Origin of the sequence: Streptococcus sp. 339 (assembly GCF_013277285.1) — a bacterium.
In the GTDB taxonomy this organism is placed as follows: Bacteria; Bacillota; Bacilli; order Lactobacillales; family Streptococcaceae; genus Streptococcus; species Streptococcus pseudopneumoniae.
The window spans coordinates 1-18407 of sequence record NZ_VMMR01000027.1 but is presented as its reverse complement, the minus strand read 5'-3'; the positions used below and the strand labels follow the sequence as shown (position 1 = coordinate 18407).

At 40.2% G+C, this 18407-nt stretch carries 16 protein-coding genes and 3 pseudogenes; 3 read left to right on the top strand and 16 right to left on the bottom strand.

What is annotated here, in order from left to right; all coding sequences use genetic code 11:
* Window positions 1–245: 245 nt before the first annotated feature.
* From HT736_RS03385 to hprK, 13 genes and pseudogenes are all read right to left on the bottom strand, one after another.
* Complete coding sequence (locus tag HT736_RS03385) at window positions 246–1550, bottom strand: RsmF rRNA methyltransferase first C-terminal domain-containing protein (RefSeq protein ID WP_001160256.1); 1305 nt, start codon at window positions 1548–1550, stop codon at window positions 246–248.
* Entirely contained in the window at window positions 1551–2324 is a 774-nt protein-coding gene (locus tag HT736_RS03380) for an inositol monophosphatase family protein (RefSeq protein ID WP_138701202.1), read from the bottom strand.
* Window positions 2314–2592, bottom strand: coding sequence for a UPF0223 family protein (locus tag HT736_RS03375; RefSeq protein ID WP_001041974.1), 279 nt, complete (start codon window positions 2590–2592; stop codon window positions 2314–2316). Before HT736_RS03375 ends, HT736_RS03380 begins: the two co-directional genes overlap by 11 nt.
* Window positions 2592–2993 (bottom strand): Spx/MgsR family RNA polymerase-binding regulatory protein, encoded by a 402-nt coding sequence (locus HT736_RS03370; protein ID WP_000631259.1) that lies wholly within the window; start codon window positions 2991–2993, stop codon window positions 2592–2594. The genes HT736_RS03375 and HT736_RS03370 overlap by 1 nt, the downstream gene beginning before the upstream one ends.
* A gap of 209 nt (window positions 2994–3202) precedes the next feature.
* A complete protein-coding gene (locus HT736_RS03365) occupies window positions 3203–3820 on the bottom strand; it encodes a TIGR01906 family membrane protein (RefSeq protein ID WP_172930755.1) in 618 nt (205 codons plus the stop codon).
* A complete protein-coding gene (locus HT736_RS03360; RefSeq protein WP_172930754.1) occupies window positions 3810–4583 on the bottom strand; it encodes a TIGR01457 family HAD-type hydrolase in 774 nt (257 codons plus the stop codon). Before HT736_RS03360 ends, HT736_RS03365 begins: the two co-directional genes overlap by 11 nt.
* A 10-nt stretch (window positions 4584–4593) precedes the next feature.
* On the bottom strand, window positions 4594–5331 hold the full coding sequence (locus tag HT736_RS03355) for an acyl-[acyl-carrier-protein] thioesterase (RefSeq protein ID WP_023936057.1): 738 nt from the start codon (window positions 5329–5331) through the stop codon (window positions 4594–4596).
* 4 nt (window positions 5332–5335) lie between these two features.
* Window positions 5336–6466, bottom strand: a complete 1131-nt coding sequence (gene hemW, locus HT736_RS03350; RefSeq protein ID WP_023936055.1) for a radical SAM family heme chaperone HemW — start codon at window positions 6464–6466, stop codon at window positions 5336–5338.
* Between the two features lie 175 nt (window positions 6467–6641).
* Window positions 6642–10739, bottom strand: a complete 4098-nt coding sequence (locus HT736_RS03345) for a G5 domain-containing protein (RefSeq protein WP_172930753.1) — start codon at window positions 10737–10739, stop codon at window positions 6642–6644.
* 358 nt (window positions 10740–11097) lie between these two features.
* The gene (locus HT736_RS03340) at window positions 11098–11493 is read right to left on the bottom strand and encodes a YtxH domain-containing protein (protein WP_000517395.1); all 396 of its coding nucleotides are present in this window, start codon (window positions 11491–11493) and stop codon (window positions 11098–11100) included.
* Window positions 11466–11892, bottom strand: a pseudogene (locus tag HT736_RS03335) (DUF948 domain-containing protein). Before HT736_RS03335 ends, HT736_RS03340 begins: the two are co-directional and overlap by 28 nt.
* Window positions 11893–12681 carry a prolipoprotein diacylglyceryl transferase gene (gene lgt / locus HT736_RS03330; protein WP_054392788.1) on the bottom strand — a complete coding sequence of 263 codons (789 nt, stop codon included), beginning with the start codon at window positions 12679–12681 and terminating at the stop codon, window positions 11893–11895.
* On the bottom strand, window positions 12674–13609 hold the full coding sequence (gene hprK / locus HT736_RS03325; protein ID WP_000115147.1) for an HPr(Ser) kinase/phosphatase: 936 nt from the start codon (window positions 13607–13609) through the stop codon (window positions 12674–12676). The genes lgt and hprK overlap by 8 nt, the downstream gene beginning before the upstream one ends.
* Before the next feature lie 96 nt (window positions 13610–13705).
* Between hprK and HT736_RS11645 the strand changes: the two genes are divergently transcribed.
* Window positions 13706–13852 carry a hypothetical protein gene (locus HT736_RS11645; protein ID WP_240154021.1) on the top strand — a complete coding sequence of 49 codons (147 nt, stop codon included), beginning with the start codon at window positions 13706–13708 and terminating at the stop codon, window positions 13850–13852.
* Window positions 13853–13891: 39 nt separating this feature from the next.
* Here the strand turns inward: HT736_RS11645 and rpsU are convergent, their stop codons facing one another.
* On the bottom strand, window positions 13892–14068 hold the full coding sequence (rpsU, locus tag HT736_RS03315; RefSeq protein WP_000048054.1) for a 30S ribosomal protein S21: 177 nt from the start codon (window positions 14066–14068) through the stop codon (window positions 13892–13894).
* A 138-nt stretch (window positions 14069–14206) separates the two neighbouring features.
* Window positions 14207–14914, bottom strand: coding sequence for a glucosamine-6-phosphate deaminase (locus tag HT736_RS03310; protein ID WP_000864588.1), 708 nt, complete (start codon window positions 14912–14914; stop codon window positions 14207–14209).
* 150 nt (window positions 14915–15064) lie between these two features.
* Between HT736_RS03310 and queA the strand changes: the two genes are divergently transcribed.
* Together queA and HT736_RS03300 are read left to right on the top strand one after the other, a co-directional pair.
* Window positions 15065–16093, top strand: coding sequence for a tRNA preQ1(34) S-adenosylmethionine ribosyltransferase-isomerase QueA (gene queA, locus HT736_RS03305; protein ID WP_001090168.1), 1029 nt, complete (start codon window positions 15065–15067; stop codon window positions 16091–16093).
* A 479-nt stretch (window positions 16094–16572) separates the two neighbouring features.
* Window positions 16573–17899: pseudogene (locus HT736_RS03300) on the top strand (transposase).
* Between the two features lie 260 nt (window positions 17900–18159).
* Here HT736_RS03300 and HT736_RS03295 read toward each other — a convergent pair.
* A pseudogene (locus HT736_RS03295) lies at window positions 18160–18407 on the bottom strand (N-acetylmuramoyl-L-alanine amidase family protein); the annotation flags it as partial.

The following is an 18407-nucleotide window of genomic DNA, read 5'->3' as shown; positions in this document are numbered from 1 at the left end:
AAACCAGGTCAGCCTTGCCTTGTTATAGGTATGTACCTATTTGGTCAGTCCTATCTACAACTTTAAAGCAATGCTTTGTAACTGACTCCGTCAGTCCTATTTGCAACCTCAAAACAGTATTTTGAGCNNTGATTTTCATTGAGTAGTAAAACTACATGTGATGGCAATCAAGATATCAAGAATCATCCTACTAAAAAAATCCATACTTTCACTATAACATAGAATAAGATATTTGACTAGCATTTTCACTTGAATCTGAGGCCTTTTGGAAAATAATTTTTCAAAACATTTCCAGTAACCTTTGCAAAGCCCAAGCCATTGCCTTTAACCAAAACTTGGTACCAACCATTTGGCAGACTTTCTGCCAGCTGAACAGTTTCTCCAGCCACATACTTGACAAACGCTTCTTGGCCAATTTCAACCGATTGTTCGACCTGACTCGGTTTCAAGGCTAGACCAAGAGCAAAACTGGGCTCAAAGCGTTTCTTCTTAAAAGTGCCCAGATGTAGTCCATTGCGAGCAATCTTGAGCTTACCTAAATCTGGCAAGAGTTCTGGTAAGAGATAGAGTTGGTCCCCAAAAGTCTGCAAGATTCCCGGTAGATTGACCTTCAAATGGTTTTGGGCAAATTCTTGCCACAAGGCAACTTGTTCTCGACCAAGATTGCTCTTACTTGCCTTACATTTAGGAGTTGGATTGTTACCCTTAAACTGTAGATGGGCTACAAACTGACCCTCTCCCTTAAACTGATGAGGGTACATCCGAGCCGTTTCTGGCAGGTCAATACCAGCTACCATTCCATTGATATGCTCTACTGGCAACAAATCAAAATCATACTCTTCCAGCAACCACTTAACAATCTCTTCGTTTTCCTCGGGTGCCCAGGTACAGGTTGAATAAACCAGACGACCACCTTCAGCTAGCATGGTTACTGCATCTGCTAAAATTTCTCTTTGCAAGCTAGCACATTGACTCGGATACTCTAAGCTCCAATAGTTCATAGCATCTGGTTGCTTACGAAACATTCCTTCACCAGAGCAAGGGGCATCAAGGACAATGAGGTCAAAATAGCCTTTAAAGACCTTGGCCAAGCGGTCAGCAGATTCATTGGTCACCACAACATTTGTCGCTCCAAAGCGCTCCATGTTTTCTACTAAAATCTTAGCCCGTTTGCTTGAAATTTCATTGGAGACGAGAAGGCCCTCTCCAGCTAGATAGGCTGCTAGTTGAGTTGATTTACCTCCCGGTGCAGCTGCCAAGTCCAAGACCTTCATACCAGGACTGGGCTGGGCTACCTGAGCAACCATCTGAGCAGCAGGTTCTTGCGAATAAACTAAACCAGTAGCATGCTCAGGCGATTTCCCTGAAACCTTCCCATAATGTCCCCAAGGAGTTTGAGGAATGGTATCAGAAAAGGAAAGTTGCGCTTCTTTTAAAGGATTGACCCGAAAGGCCGAAACCGCTTCCTCCTCAAAAGAGGCAAGAAAATCTCTTGCCTCATCTCCTAGTATCTCTTCATATTTTTCAACAAATCCTTCTGGAAATTGCATTTAAGTTCTTTTCCTTTCGTAAATATAGGACTGAATTTCCTCCTGCATCTCAAGAGGTAGCATCATGACCGGTTGTCTGGTTTGAAAATCAAGCGGTTGACCAGATAGGGTCACCACCCGATAGCCCAGACTTTCCCCTAAAATACTAGCCGCAGCATAATCCCATGGTTGCAGATAAGTGACATAGGTCAACAAACGCCCTGACAAAATCTTGGCAAAACTAATGGCCGCACTCCCATAGACACGAACACCGAGGACGGCTCGACTCAAATCAGCTAGTCCCCATTCATTGGTTTCTAGCATACCACTATTTCCTGCAATGAGAAAATCTCCAAGTGGTTTTGGTTTAAAGGGAGCTAGGGGCTTATTATTTCGACAAACTGGAAAGACCCCACCACCGTGGTAACAATCCCCTTTGACCACATCATAAATTAGGCCAAACTGTCCCTGACCATTTTCAAAATAAGCCATCATAACAGCAAAATCTTCCTGCTGGGCTACAAAATTATTGGTCCCATCAATGGGATCAATGACCCAAACCTTGCCCTCTTGAACTGAAGCTCGCAGACACCCTTCTTCAGCACAAATCTTATCCTCAGGATAACAGGATAGAATTTCACCAACCAAGAGTTCCTGAACTTCCTTGTCCAGTCTGGTCACCAAATCTGTTGGAGAGGACTTGGTCTCAACGCGCAAGTCTTCCTGCATGTGGTCAAGGATGTACTGTCCTGCTTTCTTAATTAGCTCTTTAGCAAATTCAAATTTACTTTCCAAGAGAAATCTTTCCTTCCCCTTTTTCCTTGGCAGCCTGAACTGCTCGGTAAAGCGAATAACCACTCACTGTTTCAAATTCTCGTCCCAAACGTTTTTCTTCGCTCTTGCTTGGCACGACCGCCTTGAATCCCTTATAGGAGTCCAGTAACTTTTTAGCCTCTACCTTGCCTTCATAGGCAGCTTCAACATCATTAAAAAAAGAAAGCACTGAAGCAAGTTCTTCAGTGCTCCACGACAAATCTAGTGGGTAACTATACTGTTTGTTCATTAACTAATACCAGCTCTCATTCTTGCTTCTTTTAGTTCTTGCTTACGGTAACTACGAGGGAGAAAAGCACGAATCTCATCTTCATTAAAACCGATCTGCATACGTTTGGCATCAATAATAATTGGACGACGCAAAAGACTAGGATACTGCTCAATCAAATGAAGCAATTCCGATACCGAAATACTCTCTACATCAATATTCAATTTTTGAAAAATTTTTGAACGAGTTGAAATGATGTCATCAGTACCATTTTCGGTCAAGGAAAGGATGTGTTGCAATTCTTTTCTTGTTAAAGGACTGGTCATAATATTGTGTTCCACAAAGGGAACCTTATGTTTTTCTAACCAGGCCTTCGCCTTACGACATGATGTACAGCTCGGTGATAGAAATAGTGTAATCATGCTTTTCTCTTCTTATCTATACTTTGCTACTTCTATTATACAAAAAAATAAAGCGCTTGACTAGAGATTTTTAGAAAAAAAGCCTATTTTTTCAAGAAAAATAGACTGTTCGCGAACGATTGACACAATTGGATTTGGTTAATTCACTCTTAACGATGGTTTTAAACGATATGTATTTTTATATATACAAATTAAAAACAGCTTTCGGTTCACTTCCTACGACTTTTCAGATACAGATAGCCAAAGAAGCTCTCATAGAGGGCAAAAAAGAGGAGGAAGGCATGAAGGAAGAAGGTCTCTGGCAAAATCAGAATCACTGGATCCTTGGCTGGGTCAAAAAGCCAGGTATCATCTCCCACAAAGAGAATTTGATGGAAAAGGGTAAAGAATTGGTCAAAACCAATCAAAACTCCCCCAAGTCCAATCAGCACAGGCAAGACTACTAGAGTCAAGAGTCCCTTACTGAATAAAGACAAAAAGCCCTTTTTCACAATCCTATTGACAAAGACATAGAAACTTGGCAGTGTCACTAGAGCTACTAGCTGAACCAAATGAAAGAGATTCTTGACCACTGCAAAGTGGTGCAGACCAGCTGCTGACGAACGAAAATCTGGCATCTCTAGGACCTGACTAAATGGATTGGTCAGATAATTCATCAAAATATGAAAATTGTATTGAATGATTTCTGGTTTTAGATAGACTCGATTCGTTAAGTTTAGCCACTGAATCTCCATAGGATAGAAAATCCAAGCCAAATAAATGGTCAGAAGGATAGAAAGAGAGAGGAGAAAGAGCATAGAGCTCCAAAAGGTCAGTTTAGTTTTCATCAAAATCCCACTCCGCAAGGCTAGAAACCACATGTGTCGGTGCGATTGGTAGGCCAGCTACTTCTTCTGCCTTGGTAAAACCTGTCGTCACCAAGAGCGTTGGAATGCCATTATCAATCCCAGCTCGTATATCCGTCAGATAGTTGTCCCCGACCATGATTAACTCTTCACGTTCCAAACCTAAATGCTCAACCGCCTTGTCCATAATGATGGCATTTGGTTTTCCGATATAAACCGGCTTCACTCGTGTCGCTACGTCAAGCAGCGTAATCAGCGAACCAGCACCAGGCAAAAGACCACGCTCTGTCGGGATATTGAGGTCAGGATTGGTTCCGATAAAATGGGCACCCTTTTGGATAGCTAGAGTTGCTGTCGCAAATTTTTCATAGTCAACTTGCCAGTCCAGACCTACTACCACATAGGCAGGATTTTCCTTGTCTTCCACATAGCCAGCCGCCTTGATGGCTTCCTTGAGCCCTGATTCTCCGATAACATAGACAGTCTTTTTCAGTCCCAAGTCATTCATATAGTCGATAGTTGCCAAAGTCGCTGTGTAGACAGTCGATAGAGGCGTATCGATATTAAAATTCTGAGCCAACATTTCTTGAACACTCTCAGGAGTACGGGTTGTATTGTTGGTCACAAAGAGATAGGGGATGTCTCGCTTTTGCAATTCATGGACAAAAGCCTCTCCTGCTGGGATTCTGTCTTTGCCCTTATAAATGGTTCCGTCTAAATCAATTAAATAGCCTTTATATTTCATCTATTTCTCCCTAAGCCTTTTTTATTTCTTGCCAAGTAATAATAGCCTGTGCATTGGTAGCCCCGTCGCTTGTAATCTCATGCTTGCTTTCCAGTCCAGTCCTTTCAACAGCCGATGTAATAAACCCACCTGGTCGAACTTCCTTGACATACTTGAGATTGATTTTCTTGGGAATATAGTGGGTCAAAAAGTCCGCTCCCATGACCTCAAAAATCCAATCCAAGTATTTACTGTTATTGACATGACCATTCATATCCAAGTCGTAAAAACGGACATGGTAATCCTTGCTAATTGGATTTTCCAAGAACTCATACTTTGGCCCGCGGATAAGCTTTTTATTAAATTCAGACTGGTAAGGAGCCACAATCTCAGGTTCGACAGCATGGATTTTTCGACTGTCTCGGTCCATGAGAACAAAGGTCGCCATCATGTGGATGAGTTCCTGACCTGCTTCATCATAAATGGTAAAGCGACGGTAGCAAAAGAGCAGATTGTAGCTCAGGGCTTCCGTTTCGATGGTAATTTCTTCCGCAAAACGAGGCAAACGAACCACCTCAATATCGTATTCTGTGATAATCCAGACCAGATTATGCTCTTCTAAAATGGCCTTATCACTAACTCCCAGTTCAATCGACTGCATCCCTGAAACTTGTAGGGACAGCAAAATCACATCTGGAAGTTTGATATGACCGTTCATGTCAGCCATATCAAAAGGAATTTTCATTTTCATTTGATAAGTTAAGCCCATCATCCTACTCCAAAATAAATCGTTCTGCTACGGTGTCTCCTAAGAAGAGACCTCTTTTTGTCATGCGAACTCGGTCACCCTCTATTTGCATGAGACCCTGTTGAACCAAGTCTCTGACAATTTCTCCATAAAGTCCATCAAAAGAGCATCCAAATTTTTCCTCAAATCGCGCCATAGAGACCCCTGATTTCTTGCGGAGTCCCAGGAACATTTCTTCTTCCATTTGCTCTTTTTGGCTCAGGTACTCCTCTGTGATACGAGCATTGCCTTCCTCAACTGCACTGAGATAATGGCGAATGGGACCATGGTTTTTATAGCGAATACCATTGACATAACCAGAGGCCCCAGCACCGATGCCATAGTATTCAGCATTATCCCAGTACATGAGATTATGACGACTTTCAAAGCCGGGTTTGGAGAAATTAGAAATCTCATAATGCTCAAAGCCTGCTCGCTCAAGCTCAGTGATGATGTACTCAAACATCTCAGCTTCCAGCTCCTCCTTAGGCAGAGGCAATTTTCCTCGCCGCATGCGGTTCATAAAGACCGTATGGTTTTCTAAAATCAAACTATACAAACTCATATGGGGAATATCCAGTCCAATGGCTTTAGCCACATTTTCCTTTACTTGCTCCATGGTCTGACCAGGCAGCGCATAAATCAAATCAATGGAGATGTTGTCAAAACCAGCCAGTTTCAGGCGATCGATATTTTCATAAATATCCTTCTCCAAATGACTGCGCCCAATCTTTTTCAACATCTTATCATCAAAGGTCTGGACACCTAGCGAAACACGATTGACAGCCGAATTTTTCAAAACAGCTATCTTATCCGCATCCAAATCTCCTGGATTGGCTTCAATGGTCAACTCTTCCAAGGCAGACAAGTCCAAGTTTTTAGTCAAGCCATTCAGTAAAACCTCCAGTTGCGGAGCCGACAGGGCTGTCGGTGTTCCACCACCGATGTAGATGGTCCGCAACTTTTGAATATCATAAGAACGAAACTCTTCTAACAGATGCTCCAAATAGCTATCAACTGGCTGATTCTTGATAAAAACTTTTGAAAAATCACAATAATAACAAATCTGGGTACAAAATGGGATGTGCACATAGGCTGACGTTGGTTTTTTCTGCATAGTACTTATTATACCACAAAAGCGAACAATACTTAGAATTCCCTTTAACAAAATCCTAGCATTGTTCGCTTTCTTTATCTAAACATTCTTTGTATTTTATGACGAACACGATTCCCAGAACCAATCTAGTTTGTCTTTACAATACAAAAGAATGAATGTTCATTTGACTAAATTTTTAGTCTTCTTTTTTCTTTCCAAGAGCAAGTCCGAGACCGCCTAGCAGACCAAGAAGTCCTAGAGATGCAAGAGTCGCATTTGATTCTGTTCCTGTATTTGGCAATACATTTTGAGAATCATTTGACTTAGCTCCACTATCACTATCACTAGCATCTGTAGTATCTTCATGATTTTCATTCGGAGTAACTGCATCTGGAATTGGAGTTGTTGGTGCAGGTGTATCTTGATCAGAACCTCCATTAGTAGCAGGTGTGACTGGAGTTGCTGGAGTGACTTTACCTGGTGTTACCTTAGCTGGTGTTGTTATATTATTAGCAATGTGTTCTGTGATATGACCGTCCTTTGAGTCTACATCATAAGTGGTTGTAGTAACTGTTTTACCTTTAGCTCCTTCAATACGTTCATTAGGTGTGTCAACTTCTCGTTCACCATCTCTAACATATCCAACTTCAGGTTCAATCGGGGTTTCTACTACTTTGTCCTTGGCTGCGACTTTGACGACTGTATTCGTTGGTTCTTTCGTTTTCCCATAAGTTAGCACGGTTGTTGGAGTTACCTTACCTGTTTCTGGATCAACTTCATAGGTAGTGGTCTCAATCACATCGCGACCTTCAGAATCTTTAGATTGTTCAACCTTAGTTTTAGCTCCTACTTTAACGATTGTCTTACCTGCTGGGGTGACGACTGGGGTGCCAACGTGTTCTGTGATATGACCGTCCTTTGAATCTACATCGTAAGTGGTTGTAGTAACTGTTTTACCTTTAGCTCCTTCAATACGTTCATTAGGTGTGTCAACTTCTCGTTCACCATCTCTAACATATTCAACTTCAGGTTCAATTGGTGTTTCTACTATTTTGTCCTTGGCTGCGACTTTGACTATTGTTGCTGTTGGATTTACTACTACTGGTTTTTCTACTGTTTCTGTAATAGCGCCTGTAGTAGAATCAACACTATATGTTGTTGTGATAGTACTTGAACCTGCTTGGCCTGCTTCTTCCACATTTGGTTGATTTTTGTCGCGTGTATCATCTTTCACATATTTCTTAGGTGATGAGATTTCTGTTTTTTCTACTTTGTCCTTGGCTGCGACTTTGACGACTGTATTCGTTGGTTCTTTCGTACGAACTGGTTTACCTTCACTTGCTGTAATCTTTCCAGTATTAGTGTCCACAGTGTAAGTTGTTGTGATAGTGTCTTCACCATCTTCACCTTTAACAGTAGTTGGGACTGTACCTTTTTCTTTCGTATCATCTTTTTCGTAAACTACTGGAGATGGTACTACCATCTTCTCAATCGTTAGTTCTTTCCTTGTCCCGTAAGTAGTTACTGTTGTAGAAGTTACCTTACCTGTTTTTGGATCAACTTCATAAGTTGTAGTGTTGATAACTTCACGACCTTGGTCATCCTTGCTACTCTCAACCTTAGTTTTAGCTCCAACCTTAACTATTGTTTTACCAGCTGGGGTGACCACTGGCTTACCAACCTGTTCTGTGACTGTTCCATTATTTGGATTAACGTCATACCTTGTAGTCGTTACAGATTTTCCTTTTGCTCCTTTTCTAGGCTTGTCTGGTGTACCAAAGTCACGAGTGTCATCTCTTTCATAAACCACTGTGGGCTCAATTGGCGTTTCTACTACTTGATCCTTAGCCGCGACTTTAACGATTGTTTCTGTTGGATTTACTATTACTGGATTTCCTTCATTTGGAGTAACTTCCCCATTGTCTGGATTTACTGTGTAAGTCGTGGTGGTTGTCTTACTTCCGTCTTTTCCTGGGACAGTAATATTGGCTTGGCCTTTTTCTCGACTAGCATCTTTTTCGTATTTTACTGGAGATGGGATTGTTTCTACGTCTACTTTATCCTTAGCTCCTACTTTTACAACTCTAGCTATTGGTAGAGTTACGACTTCTGATCCCCCTTTTGTTGGAGTTAGGGCTCCATTTACTGGATTTACGCTATAGGTTGTGGTGACTTTAGATTTTCCTGATCTCCCTAGAAATTGAACGGTATCAGTACCTTTTGGACTGTTTTCATCTTTTAAATAAACTGTTTTGGGTTCAACTGAATTATACTCAACTATATCCTTCGCGCCACCTTTATTGACTACTTCTTCCTTCTTAGTCGAAGTAAGGCTGCCAGTTTTTGAGTTTACTGTGTAGCTTGTTGTCTTCTTAACAACGTCGTCTCCTTTTTTAATGTATTCTACTTCATCCTTGGCTGCGACTTTGACAACTGTTTCTATTGCCGGTTGCTTAACTACTGGTTGTCCTACATGTTCAATCAGATCTCCAGTGTTAGGATTTACACTATAAGTTGTTGTTACTGTACTAGTACCTGAAGTACCAGTTGTTGTTACATTAGCTTCACCTTTAGCTCTTGTGGCATCTTTTTCATAACGTACACTTGGCTCAAGTTGGGTAACGACAACTGTAGATTTGGCTCCATCTTTCTTAAACACTTCATCAATTGTATTGTTAGTAATCTGTCCTGTATCGAGATCTTTCATACTCACAGTTATTGACTTAATGATGTCATCTCCGCGTTTACTATATACAACAGTTTCTCCAACTTTTTCTACAGATTTAACTGTTTCAATGTTTTTATCTTGATAACCTGTCCCATCTAAGGAAATTCGTTTCCCAGATATAAACTCTGATCGTCTATTAATCATATCAGCTTCAAAATAAGAACGTGAACTGTGACCTCCACTGGTTCGTCCAACATTTATAACAACATCACTATCATTGCTGACGCCTTTTCTTATCGCCAAATCATTATCAACAATATAATGAGTCATTTTACCAGACTTGGCTATTTTTTTGCTATCTAAACCTTTTTGCCAAAATTCACGACTGGAAAGCAAATTGGTCACAACTTTTGGAGCATTAAAGGTTGTGCCTTTTTTTAATACATTATTATAAACGTTTCTATAAACCAACTGTTCTTTAGGAGACATGACTCTGCTGTCAGAATATGCCAACTGATAAGCTTCAACCATTGCCCGTTGTACTAAATATCCTCCTAAAGAATGACCTGTCAAATAAAGATTAGTAATACTCTTATCTTTAGCTAGTTCATGCATAATATTTTCTGCATCTATCCCTTGTTGAGGATTGCTTCCTAATCCAAGTGTTATATCAGCTCCTATATCTTTCGCATCACTTGTTCCACGAAAGGCTAATACTTGTGCAGTTCCATTTGGTAAATATAAGAAATCACTCTTCGTTTCATACAAGACAGCATCTAGTCCACTGGAGGTATGGTAACTTTTCTTCCTTTCCCAATAAGGCCCCAATTCCTTATTCATCATCATATACTCATAACGTGGTTTACTGTCACCATTCTTTTTATATAACTCTGACTCTGTTAAGGGTCTCTTATGATCCAGCACTCTATCAATATAATTATCATCACGGTAGGATAATTCCATGAACATAATCATATCGCGCTCACTTACATTCCATTTTAATTTTTCATCTGGCTTTTCTTTACTGTCAATAATACCATCACCATCAGTATCTTCTAATAAGGGATGACTATTATAACCTACATATTTTTTCCCACCTTTTTCATAAATATAAAGTTCTTCTTTATCCTTCAAGTAATCATCATCTGTATAGGCTTCTGGACTTAACTTAGAGCCGTTTAACAATAAACTATCAAGCTTATTACCTTCTGAACCGATTACTCCTGCTTTTATTTGCTTAGCATACTCATCAGTTAATTCATACTTTTTAACCTCGGAAGGATTTGATGCTGCTCTCACCGCTGGAGTGCTTGATCTGTCTTCACCCGCCACGAAATCCCTTGTGGTCAAGCTATTATTTTCCTTATTCCCAGATCTGACGGGTTCTGTAGTCCTTGTAGATCCTATTGGAACATCTCTGGTATCTAACTCAGAAGAAGGATTATTTTGATTATCTAGCATAGGTTGAACTTCTTCTCTTTTATCCACAGAAGATGGAGAATTTTCCGTAGAAGCAAGTACTCCCTGGGATGGTGTAAACAAGGCAATGCCTATTAATACAGAAGCCACTCCAACAGAAAACTTTCGAATCGAAAAACATTGACGTTTATTAAAAATATCTTTCATTTTACCAACTTTCTTTCTAGCTATTTTTTACAAAATAGAGAGTTCTACTATTTTCCCTTGACAAAATACTAAACCCTTTCTTGACTAAAATTTTAGAACTTTTCCTCTGCTTGATTATAAACTACCACATTGATTTCTAATCATAAAAAAATGAATTGCTTAATATTAATAAAATATCAGTACAATATAAAAAATGTAAATATTTCACTTTCAACACTGCCATTATACCATAATACTCAATGAAAATCAAAAAACGCATAATATCAGGCCTTGAAAAACCTTGATACTATGCGTTTGATTATGGGAAGATCTACTTCATTTTCTCCTAGAATTGAGTTTTTGCCCAGTCTCATCAAATCTAGATTTTTTCTTCTTTGATATCAATCACAATCTCTTCTGATTCATCAAGAATTTCGGCCTTTTCTTGCCATTGCTCTTTGAGATTATTGAATCGATATTTTGATACTTCTGTCGCTTGACGAGCACATGATTTGGCTTGAGCAAGGACGCTGTCCACAGTGATTTCACCCGACTCAACCTGTTCTTTGGTTTTAAGAACAAAATCTGTAGCCTGCTCCTTGACTTCTGTCAGTTTTTCACAGACCTGCTCCTTGGCATACTCTGGATTTTCTCTCAAATCATCCAGAAAATCTTGAGCCTGACTGCAAACTTGTTTGCCCTTGTCGCTTGTTAAAAACAAGGCAAGAGCTGCACCTGAAACGGTTCCTAAAAGGATTGAGGATAATTTACCCATAAGGATTCTCCTTTTTTATTTTTTTAAAAATTTACTTGCAAGACGAAGAGCTGATAAACTTGCCCCAGTCTTGAGTGTTTTTGAACCAGCTGATGAAGCTTTCTTGCTCAAGACACGCGCATGGTCATTGAGGTCTGAAACAGATAGAGATAAATCTGCAACAGCACTAAAGAGTGGATCAATCGTTGCCACCTTGACATTAATATCATCTGCCAAGACATTGATCTTAGACAGCAATTCATTGGTATGATGCAAGGTCACATCCACATCTGAAGTCAAGGTTTTAATCGTCTTCTCTGTTTCATCGATAACACGGCCAAGCTTTTGTACAGTAATGATTAGATACACTAAAAATACAATCAAAGCAAGGGCAACAAAAATATATGCAACTTCTAACATTTAGTTTTCCTCCTCTGTAACATAGTAAGGGGCCTTCTTTCGATTTTGATATAGAATGATAAAAATACCCAGTCCGATAAGGACAACTGATAGCCATTGAGACACTCGAAGGCCAAAGAACATGAGACTATCTGTTCGCATGCCTTCGATGACCATACGACCGAAACCATACCAAATCAAGTAAAAAGCCGTGATATGACCTCGTCTGAGACTTTTCCATTTTCGTCTAAAAATCAGAATCAAGGCAAATCCAAGTAGATTCCATAGGGACTCATAAAGAAAGGTCGGCTGACGGTAGCTCCCCTCAATATACATCTGGTCACGAATAAAGACAGGTAGATAATCCAAATTATCCACTGCTGCACCATAAGCTTCTTGGTTAAAGAAATTGCCCCAGCGACCCAAACTTTGGGCAATCATGACGCTAGGCGCCGCAATATCTAGAAAATCCCAAGTGTTAATGAGTTTACGATCAGCAAAGATATAGAGTACAAGTGCCCCAGTTATCAAACCACCGTAAATGGCCAAACCACCATTCCAAATGGCAAAAATCTCTCCCAAATTCTGACTATAATAATCAAAACGGAAAATGACATAGTAGAGACGAGCTCCTAAAATAGACAAGGGAAAGGCTATCAAGATAAAATCTAAAATATCGTCTGGTATGATCTTCTTTCTAGGCGCTTCTTTCATGGTCAAATAAACCGCAAGAATCAAACCTGTAACAATACACAAGGCATACCAACGAATGGCTAGAGGGCCTAGTTGAATAGCAATTGGATCAAGCATTAGGCACCTCATTTCGAGCGATGAGACTTGTCAGTCGTTCTTCGAACAAACGGGTCGCATCAAAGCCCATTTCCTTGGCACGATAATTCATGGCAGCTGCCTCAATCACGACAGAAATATTACGACCTGTTTTAACTGGAATGCGGATACGAGGAATGGCTACGCCAGAAATTTCTATTTCCTCTGCATTGTTTCCAAGACGATCAAAAGTCTTATGTGTATCATAGTTTTCCAAATAGACAGCAAGTTGAACCTGTGAAGAATCCTTGACGGCACTGGCACCGTAGAGGCTCATGACATCGATAATCCCAACCCCACGAATTTCAATCAGGTGTCTCAAGATTTCAGCCGGTTCACCCCAAAGAGTAATCTCATCCTTGGCAAAGATATCGACCCGGTCATCAGCTACCAAGCGGTGACCACGTTTGACAAGTTCCAGACCTGTCTCACTCTTACCAATTCCACTATCTCCCTGAATCAAGACGCCCATCCCATAGATATCCATCAAAACCCCATGAACACTGGTACGTTCTGCCAAACGAGAATCCAGATAGCTAGATAACTCTCCAGATAAACGACTTGTCGCTGTACGGCTGGTTAAAATAGCAATCTTACATTCTCTGGCTGCTTTTAACATCTCCTCTGGAACCACCAAACCACGGGCAACAATGACCGCTGGTGTCTCAGGTAGAAACATTTTTTTCAAAACTTCATAACGGCTGTTGGAAGGCATGCTGATCAGATAAGACCACTCCTTCATCCCCAAAAGTTGAATCCGCTCTGGCGTGTAGTAGTCAAAATAACCTGTCATTTCAAGACCAGGTCGCGTAATATCTGCTGTATTGATTTCCTTTTCAAGCAATTCTGGTTCGCCATAGACAATGTCTAGTCTAAGCTTTTCAATCACTTCTTTTACTAAAACCGACATCATTTCCTCCTTCAATCGAGTTCTTCTCTCTATTATATCAAATTGTAGGAGGAAGTTTCAGATTTTTGCAGGCTTTGGAGTATTTATTTATACTCAATGAAAATCAAAGAGCAAACTAGGAAACTAGCCACAGGCTGCTCAAAACACTGTTTTGAGGTTGTAGATGGAACTGACGAAGTCAGTAACCATATCTACGGCAAGGAGACGTTGACGTGGTTTGAAGAGATTTTCGAAGAGTATTAAAAGAAAAAGGACTAGATTTCTCCAGCCTTTCATTTCAAATTAGAATTTTTTACGTTTACGAGCTGCTTCTGATTTACGTTTACGTTTTACAGAAGGTTTTTCATAGAATTCACGTTTGCGTGTTTCTTGAAGAGTACCAGCTTTAGTAACCGCACGTTTGAAACGACGAAGTGCGTCGTCAAGAGATTCATTCTTACGTACTACTGTTTTAGACATTTTTTTCACTCCCTTCAAGTTCAATATCTATTTTATTCTACACGTAAAAGGAATAATTGTCAAGCAAAAATGCGGTTTAATTTTGATTTTTTCTTACATTTATACAAGAGTTGAAAGCGTTCAATAGAACATTGCTTTTTATTTTTCAAGTAAGCTAAGCGCTTCAGCATCCGCAATAATGGTCACATCAGGGTGATTTTGGAGACTACTTGCAGGTAGATTCTCAGTCACTGGGCCAGACACTGTTCCGGCAATGGCTTCTGCTTTCGACTCACCGTAGGCAAAGAGAAGGATTGACTTGGCATCCAAGATGTTCTTAATCCCCATTGAAATAGCTTGGGTTGGGACGTCTTCAATCTTGTCAAAAAAGCGCGCATTGGCTTCAATAGTAGACTGGTCAAGTTCTACTAGATGCGTTTGACTGTCAAATGGAGTACCAGGCTCATTAAAGCCGATATGCCCATTGCGACCGATTCCCAAGATTTGCAGGTCAACTGGATGGTCAGCCAAAATTTGGTTGTAGCGTTCAACTTCAGCTTCAGCATGATCCTTAACACCACGAGGCAAGAAACTTTCTTTAAATGGTTTTTGGTTGAACAAGTTTTCTTGCATGAAGTGACGGTAAGACTGTGGATTGTCGCCATCAAGGCCTACATACTCATCAAGGTTGACACTGGTTAGATTTGAAAAATCGAGGTCACTTTCAACAATTTCCTTATAAAATTCAAGTGGACTACTTCCTGTCGCAAGCCCTAAGGTTTGAGCGCCATTGGCTAATTTTTCCTTCAAAATCTCAAAAGCAACTTTTCCACCTTCGATTTGGTTTTCAACTTTAATAACTTTCATCTTTTCATCCTCCATTTCTATCTATTTTTATTATATGGTATAGACCAATTTTTGTCAAGTGAAAACGATTTAATTTCTAAAAAAAGAGCGTCTATACTTGAAACATGTTATAATGGATAGGATTAGAACTTAGAAAGAATGAACAGATATATGAATACAGCTGATTTTGACTTCCACTTACCTGAGGAATTGATTGCCCAAACACCCCTTGAAAAACGAGATGCCTCTAAACTCCTCATCGTCAACCGTGAGACAGGAAAAATGCAGGACAAACACTTCCACTCCATTATTGATATGCTGGAACCTGGTGATGCCCTCGTTATGAACGACACCCGCGTTCTCCCTGCCCGCCTCTATGGTCAAAAGGAAGAAACTGGAGGCCATGTGGAACTTCTCCTGCTCAAAAATACTGCTGGAGATGAGTGGGAAGTTCTGGCTAAACCTGCCAAACGCCTCAAGGTCGGTACTCGTATCAGCTTTGGTGATGGTCGCCTCAGCGCTGTCATTACAGAAGAATTGACCCACGGAGGCCGCATTGTCCGCTTCGAATACCACGGAATTTTCCTAGAAGTTTTGGAAAGTCTGGGTGAAATGCCGCTGCCACCTTATATCCACGAAAAACTGGATGACCGTGAACGCTATCAAACAGTTTACGCCAAGGAAAGCGGCTCAGCTGCTGCACCAACTGCTGGACTTCACTTCACCAAAGAACTGCTAGCAGAAATCCAAGCTAAGGGTGTTCATCTAGTCTATCTGACTCTTCATGTCGGACTCGGAACCTTTAGACCCGTTTCTGTGGACAATCTAGACGAACACGAAATGCACTCAGAGTTCTATCAACTTTCTGAGGAAGCAGCTGCAACTCTCCGCTCTGTTAAGGAAAATGGTGGTCGTGTCATCGCTGTCGGAACCACTTCTATCCGCACCTTGGAAACTATTGGTTCCAAGTTTGAGGGGCAAATCCAAGCAGATTCTGGTTGGACCAATATCTTTATCAAACCTGGGTATGAGTGGAAGGTCGTGGATGCCTTCTCAACCAACTTCCACCTGCCAAAATCAACTCTGGTCATGTTGGTTTCTGCCTTTGCAGGCCGTGAATTAGTCTTAGATGCCTACCACCATGCCATCCAAGAACACTACCGCTTCTTCAGTTTTGGTGACGCCATGTTTATTTATTGAGAAAGAATTTCTCTAAATCTTCTAATACCAATAAATCGCTAAGATATTATTTCAAAGAATATCTACAATTGAAACTCTAGCTATCTGTAGAAGACGCCTAGTACATTAAAATTAAAATGTTTCCCCCTAGCTGCGAAAATATTGCCATAGATTGCGTTGACTCTCCAAATCGATTCATCTATATTTTATTTCAGCTTCCTATATTTTCTTCGCTGTTTGTAAATCAAAATACAAGATACATGAGTAGCACCATATTTGTTACTCTTATCTGTCCTCTCAAGAGACTATTATGAGTGGTTTCAGAATCATTCACTACTTTGACCCTGACTCTCCTTAGTCTCAAAATCAAAGACTTATGGCTCTATAATATTTGTAGTGGGTAAATCCCCTATAGATATTATGGAGCCTATTTTGTGTAGAAAAAAGTCCCATATGACCTATAATGAAAAGCGACAAAATAACTCATTAGAAAGAATCATATGGAACAATTACATTTTATCACAAAACTACTCGATATCAAAGACCCTAATATCCAGATTCTAGACATCATCAATAAGGATACACACAAGGAAATCATCGCCAAACTGGACTACGACGCCCCATCTTGCCCTGAGTGCGGAAGTCAAATGAAGAAATATGACTTTCAAAAACCGTCGAAAATTCCTTACCTCGAAACGACTGGTATGCCTACTAGAATTCTCCTTAGAAAGCGTCGATTCAAATGCTATCACTGTTCAAAAATGATGGTCGCTGAAACTTCTATCGTCAAGAAGAATCACCAAATCCCTCGTATCATCAATCAAAAAATTGCTCAAAAGTTAATTGAAAAGATTTCTATGACTGATATTGACCATCAGCTTTCCATCTCAACTTCAACTGTCATTCGAAAGCTCAATGACTTCCACTTTGAGTGTAATTTTAGAAATCTGCCTAAGATTATGTCTTGGGACGTTGAAACAGTCCAGGGAGTGACTGTTTCAATCGGGAGATGGAGATGAGCTTCATTGCGCAAGATTTTAACAATCTCAATATCATCACTGTTCTTGAGGGAAGAACACAAGCTATCATTCGAAATCACTTTCTTCGCTACGATAGAGCTGTCCGATGTCGAGTGAAAATTATTACTATGGATATGTTTAGTCCTTACTATGACTTAGCTAAACAGATTCGCTTTCAAATTTCTAGGCTCAGGCTGAAACAGTCTCCCAGACTGTTTCACTCCCGAATGCTAAAATCGTGTTGGATCGCTTTCACATTGTACAACATCTTAACCGTGCTATGAGTCGTGTGCATGTCCAAATCATGAATCAGTTTCATCGAAAATCCCATGAATACAAGGCTATCAAGCGCTACTGGAAACTCATTCAACAGGATAGTCGTAAACTCAGCGATAAACGTTTTTATCGCCCTACTTTTCGTATGCACTTAACCAATAAAGAGATTCTTGACAAGCTTTTGAGCTATTCAGAAGACTTAAAACACCACTACAATCTCTATCAGCTCTTGCTTTTTCACTTCCAGAATAAGGAACCAGAGACATTTTTCGGACTTATTGAGGACAATCTAAAGCAGGTTCATCCTCTTTTTCAGACTGTCTTTAAAACCTTTCTAAAGGATAAAGAAAAGATTGTCAACGCCCTTCAACTACACTATTCTAACGCCAAACTGGAAGCGACCAATAATCTCATTAAACTTATCAAACGAAATGCCTTTGGATTTCGGAACTTTGAAAACTTCAAAAAACGGATTTTTATCGCTCTGAACATCAAAAAAGAAAGGACGAAATGTGTCCTTTCTCGTGCTTAGCTGACTTCAACCCACTACAGTTGACAAAGAGCCAAAAAAGAAAGGACGAAATGTGTCCTTTCTCGAGATTAGCTGACTTCAACCCACTACAGTTGACAAAGAGCCTAAACAAAAAGTGAACAAACCTGAATTCTAATGTACAGAAGACTAGGCTTGTTCACTTTTTTATAGTCGCTATAAGATGACCTTATCTATAGCTTTTTATACATAATTATATATTCAGACATACTATTATCAATTGTGTCGCAGGGAGGAATCTGTTAACGCACCCATTCACCATTATCATTGACTCTATAGCCATCTATACTTGTATTGATCGCTAGCTCACCCGATGCATTTACATAATACCATTTACTGCCAACTTGGAACCATTGATTGGCTTTCATAGAACCGTTGCTGTTGAGGTAGTACCATGAACCATTATTTTGTAGCCAACCTGTCTCCATGGAACCATTATCGTTGAGATAGTACCATGAACCATCAACTTGCTCCCAACCTGTTGCCATGG

Bases quoted from the DNA above. Each gene is read 5' to 3' on its own strand.
- HT736_RS03385 (WP_001160256.1), bottom strand. From the start codon at position 1,550: ATGCAATTTCCAGAAGGATTTGTTGAAAAATATGAAGAGATACTAGGA.
- HT736_RS03345 (WP_172930753.1), bottom strand. From the start codon at position 10,739: ATGAAAGATATTTTTAATAAACGTCAATGTTTTTCGATTCGAAAGTTT.
- HT736_RS03375 (WP_001041974.1), bottom strand. From the start codon at position 2,592: ATGAACAAACAGTATAGTTACCCACTAGATTTGTCGTGGAGCACTGAA.
- HT736_RS03310 (WP_000864588.1), bottom strand. From the start codon at position 14,914: ATGAAAGTTATTAAAGTTGAAAACCAAATCGAAGGTGGAAAAGTTGCT.
- rpsU (WP_000048054.1), bottom strand. From the start codon at position 14,068: ATGTCTAAAACAGTAGTACGTAAGAATGAATCTCTTGACGACGCACTT.
- HT736_RS11645 (WP_240154021.1), top strand. From the start codon at position 13,706: ATGAAAATCAAAGAGCAAACTAGGAAACTAGCCACAGGCTGCTCAAAA.
- hprK (WP_000115147.1), bottom strand. From the start codon at position 13,609: ATGTCGGTTTTAGTAAAAGAAGTGATTGAAAAGCTTAGACTAGACATT.
- HT736_RS03340 (WP_000517395.1), bottom strand. From the start codon at position 11,493: ATGGGTAAATTATCCTCAATCCTTTTAGGAACCGTTTCAGGTGCAGCT.
- lgt (WP_054392788.1), bottom strand. From the start codon at position 12,681: ATGCTTGATCCAATTGCTATTCAACTAGGCCCTCTAGCCATTCGTTGG.
- hemW (WP_023936055.1), bottom strand. From the start codon at position 6,466: ATGCAGAAAAAACCAACGTCAGCCTATGTGCACATCCCATTTTGTACC.
- HT736_RS03365 (WP_172930755.1), bottom strand. From the start codon at position 3,820: ATGAAAACTAAACTGACCTTTTGGAGCTCTATGCTCTTTCTCCTCTCT.
- HT736_RS03355 (WP_023936057.1), bottom strand. From the start codon at position 5,331: ATGGGCTTAACTTATCAAATGAAAATGAAAATTCCTTTTGATATGGCT.
- HT736_RS03360 (WP_172930754.1), bottom strand. From the start codon at position 4,583: ATGAAATATAAAGGCTATTTAATTGATTTAGACGGAACCATTTATAAG.
- HT736_RS03370 (WP_000631259.1), bottom strand. From the start codon at position 2,993: ATGATTACACTATTTCTATCACCGAGCTGTACATCATGTCGTAAGGCG.
- queA (WP_001090168.1), top strand. From the start codon at position 15,065: ATGAATACAGCTGATTTTGACTTCCACTTACCTGAGGAATTGATTGCC.